8 protein-coding genes are annotated in these 12,809 nt (G+C 60.0%); 1 reads left to right on the top strand and 7 read right to left on the bottom strand.

Annotated features, from left to right (window positions below):
• The first annotated feature begins 276 nt into the window (after positions 1 to 276).
• Positions 277 to 984, top strand: coding sequence for a haloacid dehalogenase type II (locus tag FNT36_RS23710; protein WP_144852938.1), 708 nt, complete (start codon positions 277 to 279; stop codon positions 982 to 984).
• Positions 985 to 1,044: 60 nt separating this feature from the next.
• On the opposite strand, the gene FNT36_RS23705 is transcribed toward FNT36_RS23710, so the two are convergent.
• The 7 genes from FNT36_RS23705 to FNT36_RS23675 form a co-directional block, all read right to left on the bottom strand.
• Positions 1,045 to 1,698: a sigma-70 family RNA polymerase sigma factor gene (locus FNT36_RS23705; protein ID WP_144852936.1), complete on the bottom strand. Its 654-nt coding sequence runs from the start codon at positions 1,696 to 1,698 to the stop codon at positions 1,045 to 1,047.
• A 179-nt stretch (positions 1,699 to 1,877) separates the two neighbouring features.
• The gene (locus tag FNT36_RS23700) at positions 1,878 to 2,330 is read right to left on the bottom strand and encodes an organic hydroperoxide resistance protein (protein ID WP_144852934.1); all 453 of its coding nucleotides are present in this window, start codon (positions 2,328 to 2,330) and stop codon (positions 1,878 to 1,880) included.
• A gap of 48 nt (positions 2,331 to 2,378) precedes the next feature.
• Positions 2,379 to 3,392, bottom strand: coding sequence for a zinc-dependent alcohol dehydrogenase family protein (locus FNT36_RS23695; RefSeq protein WP_144852932.1), 1,014 nt, complete (start codon positions 3,390 to 3,392; stop codon positions 2,379 to 2,381).
• A gap of 415 nt (positions 3,393 to 3,807) precedes the next feature.
• A complete protein-coding gene (locus tag FNT36_RS23690) occupies positions 3,808 to 4,950 on the bottom strand; it encodes an MBL fold metallo-hydrolase (RefSeq protein WP_144852930.1) in 1,143 nt (380 codons plus the stop codon).
• A 182-nt stretch (positions 4,951 to 5,132) separates the two neighbouring features.
• The gene (locus FNT36_RS23685) at positions 5,133 to 7,985 is read right to left on the bottom strand and encodes a glycoside hydrolase family 31 protein (protein ID WP_144852928.1); all 2,853 of its coding nucleotides are present in this window, start codon (positions 7,983 to 7,985) and stop codon (positions 5,133 to 5,135) included.
• Positions 7,986 to 8,124: 139 nt separating this feature from the next.
• A complete protein-coding gene (locus tag FNT36_RS23680; RefSeq protein WP_233636184.1) occupies positions 8,125 to 10,194 on the bottom strand; it encodes a beta-galactosidase in 2,070 nt (689 codons plus the stop codon).
• A 139-nt stretch (positions 10,195 to 10,333) separates the two neighbouring features.
• Entirely contained in the window at positions 10,334 to 12,619 is a 2,286-nt protein-coding gene (locus FNT36_RS23675) for a glycoside hydrolase family 3 C-terminal domain-containing protein (protein ID WP_144852926.1), read from the bottom strand.
• Between the last annotated feature and the right edge of the window lie 190 nt (positions 12,620 to 12,809).

Here is a 12,809-nt window from a genome sequence, read left to right as displayed (position 1 = left end):
CGGTCCGTGCTGACTGCACGCTTCCAAACACGTCACTTCTTCCGAACTCAACTCGGTGGCAGGTCGTCGCATGCCGCAAGCTACCAATTGCGCACTATACGCTTACTTCTGTATGGCTACTTAATAAAGCGCGTGCTGGCCGCGCTGAATCCCTAGGCTGGGGTTGCGCGTCATCAATAGCTAAACCCTTGGCTAGCTGGTCCTCGTATGGGGCAGAGGTCACCGCTGCCCTAGGTTGTTTGCCTAGGTCGTTTTCTTCGGGGGCTGCCTTCGCTCATGGGTTTGTTTTCCGCTACGCCGCCACCTCAGGCCAATCGTCCGTACCGCGCTATTCTATTTGATGTCAACGAGACCTTGCTGGATATGAGCCCCTTAAAGCGGGCCGTTAGCAAGGCGTTTGGCAGCCCGGCCGCGTTCCGGCAGTGGTTTGGGTTGCTGCTTCAGTACTCGCTGGTAGATACCGTGACCGGGCAGTACCACGACTTCGGTACTATTGGCGATGCGGCTCTGGACATGACGGCCAATATGCTTGAAAAGAAGCCGTTGAAGCCCGCTCACAAGCAGCGCATTATCGGCTTGCTCAAAGAGTTGCCGCCCCACAAAGACGTGCCCAAGGCCCTCGCCATGCTCCAGGAGGCGGGCTATTCGCTCGTTGCCTTCACCAACTCGCCCAGCAAGGTGCTGGATGAACAGCTTGCCTACGCCGACATCATCTCTTATTTCAACCAGGGCCTCAGCGTGGAAATGGTGCGCCGCTACAAGCCCGATGGCAACACCTACCGCGCCGCCGTGCAGCACCTAGAGATTGCCCCCAACGAAGCCCTGCTAGTAGCAGCCCACGGCTGGGACGTAGCCGGCGCGCAACGCGCCGGCCTAGATTCCGCCTTTGTGGCTCGGCCCGGGCAAACACTTTATCCTTTGGCGCCTCCGCCCACCTATGAGGGCGCCACGCTGCTACACATAGCGCGTCAGCTCTGCTCTTAACTAGTAAAGGCGAGTTGTTGACAACTAAAGAGTAGATGTTAACAACTCGCCTTTATTACTTTAAAACCGGTCTTGCTCAGGTGTGAGTAGCTGTTGCAGCAAGCCGCGGCAGCGGTGCAACTGGCCCTTCACAGTGCCGAGCGGCAAGTGCTCGCGCTCAGCGATTTCCTCGTAGCTCAACTCCTCGAAGTAATGCAGCTGCACAATGCGCTGGTACTTGGCCGGCAGGCTGTTAACGGCTGCGTGCATGCGCTCGATGCGCTGGAGTTGAATGAGCGCTTCTTGCGGGGTAGGCGTGGGGTCGGGGTAGTCGAACGACGTGTCCTCGCCGGCAAACTGCGGCGCGTCGAGCGATACGGTGGGTAGGCGCTGCCGGTGCAAGTGTGCGATGCTCAAATTGGTAGCGATGCGGAATAGCCAGGTGCTAAACGCAAACTCGGGCTTATAGGTGGGCAGCGAGCGGAAGGCCCGCACAAATACCTCTAGGGCTACGTCTTGGGCGGCGTCAGACTGGTGTACTATTTTGAGGACCAGCTGGTAAATAGCCTTTTGGTAGAGGCTCATCAGCTCGGCATAGGCCCGCTCGTCGTGGTGGTCCAGGATGCGCTGCACGAGGACTAGGTCGCGCTGGGCTTTGCTCGAAGCGGGTTTGGTAGGGGCGAGGATTGCAGAAGCGTCGGTAGCGGCCGACAAGGTGGAGGTAGCAGAAGACATAGTAGTCTAGTATGAAACTAACTAGCAGTCAGGAGGTCGGCGCAGGTGACGTCGGCGCTGGCTTAAGAAGTTAAGCGTGATAAAAAGAGAGGAAGGAACGGTAAGTAACGTAATAAAAATCAGCTACTTAGTCCGCGACTCGGCAGAATGGTCTGGCAAGGCGCGGGTGGTATAGATGGCTAGGCTTGGGCGGGTACCTCGGCGTCGGTCGTGACGGTGAGTTGCACGTCGATATTGCCGCGGGTAGCGCGCGAGTAGGGGCAGGTCTGGTGCGCCTGCGCTACCAACTCTTCGGCGCGCGCCTGGTCGAGGCCCGGCAGGTTGGCGTGCAGCGTCACGCCTAGGGTGGGCAGTTGCTCGTCGTTCATGAAGAGGTCAACTTTGGCATCAATCGAGATGGTGCCTACGTTGACTTTGGCCTGGCGCGCAATGTGAATAACCGCGTTGCCAAAGCAAGCCGCGTAGCCCGCTGCGAATAGCTGTTCGGGGTTAGTGGCGTCTTCGCGGTTGCGGCCGCCTAGGTGGCGGGGCATCGTCAATTCCAGGCGAAGCACGTTGTCGTCCGATTCGATGTGGCCGTCGCGGCCGCCGATAGACTTGGCTTGTGCCGTGTGCAGAATGTTGGTAGGCATATACTTACTAAAATAGGCTGGGTCAAATGGCCCTAAAAAACGGAAGGGCTACTGGCCAACTCGCACCACGATTTTGCCGAAGTGCGCGCCGCTGCCCATGTGGGCGAGCGCAGCTTTGGCCTCTTCGAACTCAAAAACCTGGCCAACGATGGGCTTGAGGTTGTTGGCATCGAAAGCGAGCATGAGGTCGGCGAGCATCTGGGTGCTGCCTACGTAGGTACCTTGCAGGCGCTGGGTGAGCAGGGGCACCATGCGCAGGTTGGGGGCCTCGTCGCTGGGGTCTACCTGGCCAATCTGGAACACCGTGCCGCCCGGCCGCAGGGCGCGCAGCGAGCGGGCCATCTGGCCGGCTACTTCCAGCACGTAGGTGGCGCCGGCGCCACCGGTCAGCTTTTTAACTTCTTCCTCCCAGTCGGGCGTCGTCTTGTAGTTGATGAGGTGGTCGGCACCTAGGGCCTTAGCCTGCGCCAGTTTTTCATCCGAGCTCGACGTGATAATAACTTGGGCACCAAATAGCTTGGCGATTTGCAGGCCGAAGATGGAGACGCCGCCCGTGCCTTGCAGCAGTACCACATCGCCGGGCCGCAGCGGGCCTTGCTCTACCAAAGAGTGCCAAGCCGTGACGCCGGCACAGGGGAAGCTAGCAGCTTCTTCAAAGGAAAATGCGTCGGGCACTTTCACCACGGCGGCTTCTGGGAAGGTTACGTACTCGGCCAGCACGCCATCGGTGCTGCCACCTAGGGAGCGCGCTACTTTAGCGGCCGAAAATGCGCCGTCGTGCCAATCGGGAAAGAAGTTGACGGCCACCCGGTCGCCGGGCTGAAACTTGGTGACGCCTGCCCCGATGGCCGTGACCACGCCCGAAGCGTCGCTAAACGGAATCATGGGCAGCACCTCGCCGGGGTAGCCAAACCAGCCGTTGGCCAGCGCCCAGTCGCGGTAATTGAGCGAGGTAGCTTTCACCTGAATCTTCACCTCGTAGTCGCGCACGGTAGGCTCGTCGTACTCACCTAGGCGGAAATTATCGAGGTTTTTGGGTTCGTGCAGTTTGTAGGCTTTCATAAAAACGATGCGTCGGTAGACGGTGGAAAACAGTCCAAACGCAAATCGGTTTTGCAAAATTAAATTTTATTCAATGTAATTTCTGGCCTAAGTCGTGCGGTGCCCATCCGGCTGCTGAAGCGGTAGACGCATCGATAGCCAGGATATTTGACCGTAGGGAAATTCTTTGGTAGTGTGCTCAGGCGTGAGACCCCACCTCCGGCCCCTCCCCTCCGGGAGAGGGGAACCTGACGATTTTTAGTATTGCTTCTAAGAAAAAAGAGCCTTCAGCACATTGCCGAAGGCTCTTCTCTTTTGAGTTGACTTAATATTAGTTTGTGCTTAGCTCCCCTCTCCCGGAGGGGAGGGGCCGGGGGTGGGGTCCCACGAGCGACGAGCCCGTCAATACCCATCCAGAAAACCGCCCTAGGTTAGGTTACTTCGCCTCGCTCAGGCTCGGCGCTCGCCACCAAGGCTGCTGCGGAAGCGCAGTGCCCAGCACCACCGGTTGTCCCAGCAGCGGGGTAGTGAGGGGTAAATGCTGGCGAGCGGCCGCCGCAGTGGCCCGCTCCACCGATTCATTCCAAGCGTGGTGGGCTTCCGTGAAGGCACCCCAGTGCACGGGCAGCATCGTGCGGGCGCGCACATCGAGCGCCGCCTGCACCGACTGCTCGGGCTGCATGTGGATTTGGGGCCAGGCACGGTCGTACTGACCGCACTCCATCAGGGCTAGGTCGAAGGGGCCGTACTGCTGGCCAATTTCCTTGAAGTGGGGCCCGTAGCCGCCATCGCCGCTGTAGAACAGGCGATGCTGAGGCGTCTTGAGCACCCACGACGACCAGAAGGTGCTGTTGCGGTTGGTGAGGCCCCGGCCCGAAAAATGCTGCGTTTGCGAGCTGATAATCGTTAGGCCGGGCAGGTTTACCGAGTCGCCCCAGGTCATTTCGTGGATGCGGCTTTCGGCCACGCCCCAGCGGCGCAGGTGCGCGCCCACGCCCAGCGGCACGTAGAAGCTGCCCACCTTATCCTTGATTTTGAGCACTGTCTGGTAATCGAGGTGGTCGTAGTGGTCGTGCGAAATGAGCACCGCATCGATGGCCGGTAATTGCTCGGGGTAAATGGCTAGCTCTTGGTTGTAGCGCTTAGGTGTCACCAGGGCCAGCGGCCCCATCTTGACGCTGAGCATGGGGTCGAGCAGCACTTTTTTACCGCCGATTTCGACCAGGCTGGCCGAGTGGCCAAACCACGTCACACGCACTTGGTCGGCCGGGAGCTGGGTTATTGTTAACGAGTCGAGCCGCTGCATGGGTAGCGGCGCGGCCGGATTCTGGTTGGGCGTGTGCTCGAAAAACATGCGCCGAAACGCCGAAAACATGCTGCCCGCCATCACGGTAGTGGGGGGCGAGTTGACAAACTTACCGTCTTCCAAGTGCCCCGTGCGGTGGTACGACTGCCGCTGCGCCGCCGTGGGCCCGCTGCCTAGCTGCGGGCTGCACGACAGAAAAGTGGTAACGGCCAGCGCCACTAGCAGAAGGAGCCCGCCAAGTCTCAGGGTTAGCTTTTTAAGGAAAGAGAGCATAGGAAGTAGTAAAGCAGATGCAGCTAGCGGAAGTTGCGCCTAGGTACCGATGAAAGCACGTAGCCGCTGCATACGGGCCTGCCTCCACCTAGGCGGAAGCGAGGCCGCACACAGCGGCTAATTAGGTGTTTTTTGTTTAAAATTTGTCTAAGAAGGCTGTTTCAAAACGGCTGCCATTACTGCTACTCCATTTTCACGGTCACGGAAGCGCCGGAGTAGGCCACGGTTTTGGCGGGTGTGGCGTCTAGGTCGTAGGGCGTGGGCTTGGCCGCGCTCACCCACACTACTCGGAAGGTACGCTGGGCCTGCATACCGGGGAAGGTACCCTTGCGCTCGCCGATGGTGAGGGTTTTGGCCTTCTCATCGTAGCGCAGCGGGATGGTGGCCGAGGCGCCCTTCTCGTAGTTGTAGTTGGTGTTTTCGTCTTCGTAAAGCGTGAAGGCGCCGTCCTGGCCGGTGTACACGTAGAGCGTGATAGGGTCGGTGGGCTTCTCGCTGGTGTATTGCACAGCGGGGCCGAAGGGCACAATGGCGCCCTCGCGCACGAAGAGCGGCATGCGCTCTAGCGGCGCGTCTACGGTCATTTTTTGGCCGCCGGTGAAGTGCTTGCCGCTGTAGAAATCAAACCAGCCCGTGGATGCCGGCAGGTACACTGCCTTGGTGCGGGCCTGATAATCAGTAACTGGTGCCACCAGCAGGCTGGGGCCGAACATGTACTCGTCGCCGATATTACGCACTGCGGCGTCGCTGCCGAAGTCCATCACCAGGCCGCGCATCATGGTGCCGTGCTGGTAGTTGACCTGGCCAGCTACCGAGTAGAGGTAGGGCATCAGGCGGTAGCGCAGCTGGTCGTAGTAGAGCATGCTCTGGTAGGCCGGCGTGCCGGCGGGCGCCACGTTGTAAATCTCACGGTACGGAAACTGCCCGTGCACCCGGAACAGCGGGCAAAACGCCCCGAACTGGTACCAGCGGGTGTTCAGCTCGCGCCACTCGGCTTGGTCGGTGGCATTGGGGTGCTCGTAGCGGCGCTCCACGGCAAAGCCGCCGATGTCGGTGGTCCAATACGGCACGCCCGACAGCGAGAAGTTCAGCCCCGCCGGAATCTGGTTTTTGAAGTCTTCCCAGCGAGAGCCGATATCGCCGCTCCAGATGGCCGCCGCGTAGCGCTGCGAGCCCGCGTAGCCCGAGCGCGTCAGCAAAAACACCCGCTGGTCGGGTGCCGTCTGGCGCTGGCCTTCGTAAATTCCCTTGGCGTTTTGCAAGGGGAAGGCGTTGAAGTACAAGGTGCTAGGTCCAATAGCTGGGGCCATTAGCTCCTTGCGGGTCTGCACGTTGGTATTGGAGTAAATGTCCGGCTCCGAAGCGTCCATCCACCATGCGTCCACGCCCTTGCTGAAGAGCTTGGTGTTCATCAGGTTCCAGAAGTCCTGACGCGCCTTGGGGTTAAACGCGTCGTAGAACGTGGACGTGTAGCCCGGCGCAATCCAGTCTTTGGTGCGGTTGGCGATATTACGCGGGTAGAGGTAGCCCTTGGCTTTGAAGTCGTTGTAAACCGACGTGTACTCGTTAATCTTGGCCCACACCGAAATCATAAAGTGCAGGTGGTCTTTCTCATGCAAGGTCTTAATCAGGCCGTCCGGGTCGGGAAAGCGGCTGGGGTCAAACTCCTGGCTGCCCCACTCGGCGGGCTTCCAGTACGACCAGTCGAGCACGATATTGTCGAGCGGTATCTGGCGCTTCCGAAATTCGGCGGCCACGTCCAACATCTCCTGGGCGGTCTTGTAGCGCTCGCGGCTCTGCCACAGCCCTAGGGCCCAGCGCGGCACCACCGGCGCCGCGCCCGTGAGCTGGCGGTAGCCGGCTATCACCTCGTCGGCCGACTGGCCCAGCACGAAGTAGTAGTTGAGGTCGTGCGCGGCCTCCGAGCTAAAGCCGTACTCCGTTTGGGCCGCGCCCACCAGCGGGCTCAGCCACTTCAGCCCTAGGTACGACTCGCTGCCGTCGGGGTCCCAGGCCAGCTTGAACGTGTACTTGCGGCCCTTCTCCATGTCAAGCGTGACCACCGAGGTGCCGGGGTTCCAGGCCTGGCGCCACTTGTTGGCCACCTCCTTGCCATCGATGTAGAGCTTGGCGTAGCCCGCATTCTTCAGCAAGAAATGGTGCTGCCCCGTGGTGCCCGATGAGATGCTGCCCTCCCAAGTGGCCGTCACATCGCCGAGCTTGAGGCCGACCGGGAAGTTCTTCTGGTCTTCGAGGTACTCGTAGTTGATAACCGACTCGGGCCGCGCGGCGATTACCTCGCTGGGGTTCTTTTTGTTGACGTAGGTAGCCGTGAGCCAGCCGGGCTCGCCGGTTTTGGCATACAGCTTCAGGCTCGAAAGCGGCTCGTAGTCGCGCGTGTCGCCGACTTTGGTGATGGAATAATTATCCCACAGGATGCCGTATTCCTTGCTCGACACCAGGAAAGGCACCGCCACGTCGGTGTTGTTCTGGGCCAGCTCTACTTGCTGGCCGCGGTAGTTCATCGTACCGTTTTGGTGCTGCCCTAGGCCGTACAGGCCCTCATCGGTGGGCGACTGAAACACCTGCTTAATTTGGTAGAACGGCTGCCCGTCGGCCACGGTCGGCGTGAACATTTTGCCGCCGCCCGTGCGCTCTTGCAGCACAGGGTGGCCCGCAGCGTCTTCAAAACTCACGGCACCCGTAGCCAGCGTGATGGCGGCCGTGAGGGCGTCGGTGCTGAGGTAGCCCACACCTTTTTTCTCCTTATACTGCCACTTGGGCGGCGCCTTTTGAGGCACCACCATCAGGCTCTTAGCGGTCGAAAGCGTGTCGAGCGGCGAGGCCTGCACATGAATAATATTGTCGCCAACTACTTGCAGGCACATGGTGCGCGGCGCTTGTTCGTTGGCCTGCGGTAAGCGCAGCGTGATGCCATCGGCCTGCCGGGTTACTTGGGCGTGGGCCGCTGCCAGGGGGAGCAGGCCCAGGGAACCTAGGAAAGCGAGGCGAGAGAATGGGTGGAGAAAGGACATAGTTTCAGAGTGGTAATATTTCAATCGGACTGTCATGCAGAGCGCAGCGAAGCATCTCGCGTGCTGACGTCTGCTACTGTCATTAATTATTGGGCCATGCGAAATGCTTCCCTACGCTCTGCATGACGAACATGGAGCATTACTGCTCTTCCACAATCTGCATGCCCCAGGGTGCCAGCTGGAGCGACTGGCCCTTGGCTACACTAGCGCCGGCCAGCAGCTCTTTGCCCGCGCCGTGTGGGTAGCGCACCGCGCCCGGCGTGGCCGAGTAATTGAAGTAATAGTGCACGTTTTTCTTGCGCTGATTGACGCCTGCGCGGGTGATGAGCGGAAAAGCAAGCTCCTGGTCCGCACCCCACAAACCCGCTTTTTTCACGGCGCTGGTCACGAGCTTATCCACCACCGCGTCGGAAGTGTGGCAGCCCACGTAGGTGGCCAGGCCTTTGCCATACTGGTTTTCGGTGATGGCGGCGTACTTGCCCCACACCGGATGTTCGTAGCGGGCCAGCACCTGGGCAGTGGTCGGCGTCAGCAGTTCCATCCAGGTCGTGACTTGGTTGTCGGTGGCCTTCGCCTGGTAGGTGTCGCCTTGCAGCCCTACCTTGTCGGGGGCGGTAAACTGGTCGTAGGTCACGCCGCATACCTTGCTGAGGCCGCCCGGCTGCGGGGTGGTGCGCACCTGCACGTTCTCGTCCGAGAAGCCACTGCGGTAGGTCACGAGCAAATGGCCGCCAGCTTGCACGTACTGCTCTAGGCGGGCCAGCAGACTGGCGGGCGCCGCATACAGCATGGGCACGATGACGAGCGAATACTTCCCTAGGTCGGGGCTGCTAGGGTCTACCATGTCGCAGCCCACGTTGTGGCGGTAAAGCGGGTCGTAAAACGAGCGCAGCACTTGGTTGTAATCCAGCCCGTTGGCAAACCAACCTTCGGCCGTCAGGGCTTCGTTGCTGAAAAGAATGGCGACCTTATTGGTCTTCTTAAGACTCAGCAGTTGCGGGCTGAGGCGCTGAAAATCGCGCCCGATGGTCTTCGTCTCTTCGTAAATGGTGTTGGGCTGCAAGTCGTGGCTGAGCACGCCTTTCCAATAGGTTTCAGCCGAGTTGTGAATGCTGCTCCAGTGCCAGTACTCCACCATGTTGGCGCCCGAAGCCAAGTGGCTAAACGCCTGCAAGCGCAGTTGCCCCGGGTAGGGCAGCCACTGCGGAAAGCCCTGCGCCTCCGTTTCGAGCACCAAGTAATTCTGGCCACCCTTCATGCCCCGGGTTACGTCGCCGCCGAAGGCAATTTCGGTGCCCGTGAGTTGGTCTTGGCTCGGGTGGTAAATGTCGATGCCCGCCACATCGAGCGACTTGGCGGCGGCAAAATGGTCTACATCGGGTTGAATGCCGAAGGAGTGGCCGCGCCAACCTAGGTCAAAGTTTTGGGTGATGAACTGGTCTGGCTTCTTGTATTCGCGCACGATGCCCGCCTGCCAGGCCAGGAAGTCAGTCACGAGCTGGCGCTGAAACCGGCTGTATTCGCTCCCTAGGCTGGCATTGATGGTGCCCACCATCGACGGAAAATCCTCCCACGAATTGATGCGGTTGCTCCAGTAGTCCAGCCCATACGCCTTGTTGAGCGCGTCCAGCGACGAAAACTTCTTCTGCATGTACTGCACAAAAAGTTTCTGCACCGCCGGCCCGGCCGTGCCGTAGGCCTTGGTTTCGTTATCTACCTGGTACCCGATGATGGCTGGGTGGTTCTTCACATGCCCCAGCAAGGCCCGAATCACCGCCTCGGAGTGGCGCCGGTAGTCGGGGTTGCTGATGTCCATGTTCTGGCGCGGGCCATACTGGTTGGGTCCCCGGTTGGTGATGGCCAGCACCTCGGGGTACTTCCGCACCAGCCACGTCGGCACGGCATAGGTAGGCGTGCCAATGATGACCCGGATACCGCCCTTGTGCATGGCGTCGAGTACCCGGTCCACGTGCGAAAAATCAAACTTGCCCTCCTGCGGCTCTAGGGTGCTCCACGTCGATTCGGCGATGCGTACCACGTTGATACCCGCCGCCTTCATCATGGCCACGTCCTTGTCCAGCCGGTCGTAGGGCATGTACTCATCGTAATAGGCCACACCGTAGAGGAGGCGGTCCATTTTAGGCGTTTGGGCGCTGGCACGAGCTAGCGGCAGACCTAGGAGCAAGGCGGCGAGGAGTAGTTTTTTCAAAAGGATGGGAGCTTGGTAGATGTAGCTTGGACTTTGTAGTCCGAGCGCGAGCGTAGCGAGCATTGGCCTAAGCGAACGTTCACAAAAGTTGATGCTCGCTGCGCTCGCCTCGGACTACAAAGTCCAAGCTACTGCTGAATTATAACGTCAGGCTGCCCGTCTGACGAATGTCGCGCGACGAGCTGCCCACCAATACCTCAAACTGGCCGGGCTCTAGCACCCACTGCTTCTTGGCCTCGTCGTAGTACTTAAAGGCGTCGGCAGGGAGCTGCATGGTCACGGTCTTGGTTTCGCCGGGCTTCAAGAAGACTTTTTCGAAGCCTTTCAGCTCTTTCTCAGGGCGCTTCACGGCGGACTTCAAATCCTTGACATACACTTGCACGACCTCGGCGCCGGCAGTTTTGCCGGTATTGCGCACCGTCAGGGTTACGGTGGCGCGCTGGGCGGCGGGCTTCACAGTTAGCTTGCCGTACTCGAAGGTGGTGTAGCTCAGGCCGTGGCCGAAGGCAAACTGCGGCGCCACCTTGTAGGTATCGTAGTAGCGGTAGCCTACCCAGATGTCGTCTTTGTACATCTCTTTCAGCGGATTGCCGGGCGTGCTGGGGTATTCGCCCAGCTTCATGGCCGGCGCGTCTTCCAGCTTCACGGGGAAGGTGAAGGGCAGCTTACCCGACGGGTTTACATCGCCAAATAGGATGTGGGCCAGCGCGTTGCCGCCTTCCATGCCGGGGTACCACGCTTCCACAATGGCCTTGGCCTGGCCGGCCCAGGGCGCTACTTCGATGGGGCCGCCCCCCAGGAGCACCACCACCGTGTTGGGGTTGGCGCCCAGCACGGCCTGCACCAGCGCATCTTGCCCAAAGGGCATTTTCAGGTCGGGCTTGTCCACGGCTTCAGCGTCGTAGGCGTTGTCGCTCCACTTGGTGTAGTCATAGCCGTGGATGGAACCGCCCACGTAAATCACCGCGTCGGCGGCCTTAGCGGCGGCTACGGCCTGCGCTATCTGCTGGGCGTCGGCCTTTTGGTCGCGGGCGATGGTATAGCCGGGCACGTAGTTGATAGTCACGCCGCTACCTAGCTCATTCTTGAGACCTTGCAACGGCGTAATCTCATACTTAGCCTTGAGCTGGCCGCTGCCACCGCCCATTGAATTTGCGCGGTCGGCATTGGCCCCGATAACGGCTACGGTCTTCACCGACTTCTTGAGCGGCAATAGATTACCCTCGTTTTTGAGTAGCACAATACCCTCTTCGGCTACCTTGAGCGCGGTGGCTTGGTGCCCTTTGGTATTGAAGGCGCCGGGCTGGCGCTTGGTAGCGCCGAGCATCTTGGTAGCGTACATCACCCGCAAAATGCGGCGCACCTTGTCGTCGATGAGCGGTAGCAGACTAGGGTCTTTCTGGACGGCCGCCAGGGCGGGGTCAGCTAAATAAAACCGGTCGTAGTAGCTGCGCTTAGGGGCTGTGGGCGTGGTGCCAGCGGCGGCCGTGGCGGCGCTCTGGTCGGCGCCGCTGTACATCAGGTACAGGTCGGTACCCATCTCTAGGTCGGTGCCGTTGCGCAGGGCCTCGTCGGTGTTGTGCACCGAGCCCCAATCGCTCATCACCAAGCCGTTGAAACCCCATTCTTGCTTCAGAATGGTCTTCATTAAGTAGGCGTTTTCAGTGGCGTAGGTGCCCCTAAACTTGTTGTAGGAGCCCATGAGCGTGTTCACGCCGCCCACCTGCACGGCGGCTTTGAAGCCCGGCAAATAGATTTCACGCAGCGCCCGCTCGCTCATGTCCACGTCCACGTCGTCGCGGTGGGTTTCCTGGTTGTTGGCCGCGTAGTGCTTCACGCAGGCCGATACGCCTTGGTCTTGCACGCCTTTGATGTAGCCCACCACCATCTGGGTTATCAGGTAGGGGTCTTCGCTGAGGTACTCGAAGTTGCGCCCGTTCAGGGGCGCCCGCACGATGTTGATGCCGGGACCCAGGATGATGTCCTTGCCGCGGGCATTAGCCTCGCTGCCCAGCACTGTGCCGTAGGCGTACCCTAGGTCCCGGTTCCAAGTCGAAGCTAGGGTGTTGTTGGTAGGCAAGTAGGTGCTAGCGTCGTTGGCATCCACGGGCGGCTTCCAGTTGCGGCCCTGCTCGGGGCGCACGCCGTGGGGCCCGTCGGAGGTCATTATTTCGGGAATGCCTAGGCGCTCGATGCCGCCCGCCGCGAAGGCCGAGTTGGCGTGCAGCATGTGCACTTTTTCCTCTAGCGTCATTTTCTTGAGCAAGGCGTTCACCTCGGCTTCGTGCGCCAGCAGGTGTGCTTGGCCGGTAGGGGCCGCCGCGCTTTTAGTTGCTGCTGCCGGGCTTTGCGCGGCGCCAACGGTAGCCGCTAGTAAGCATGCGGCGCCGAAGGCGGTAGCGTAGTGGAGGGGTAAAAACTGCATGTGGGGATAAATTAGAGATAGGGTGGGGCGGGACTTGAGTCCCTAGGTCGTACTATTTCAGCAGTAGCGTATTAAAGGAGTTGACCTTAAGTACCAGGGTCAGTAGTTGCGTGCCAACTCGCAGGCACACAGATTGGTCGGGCCAAGTGCGATGGCCAGATAGGAGACGCTTATGAATTTGTGAGGTGCC

Source organism: Hymenobacter setariae (genome assembly GCF_007713685.1).
In the GTDB taxonomy this organism is placed as follows: Bacteria; Bacteroidota; Bacteroidia; order Cytophagales; family Hymenobacteraceae; genus Hymenobacter; species Hymenobacter setariae.
Note: the sequence above shows the minus strand (reverse complement) of the source record. Positions and strands in the feature narration are given on the sequence as shown.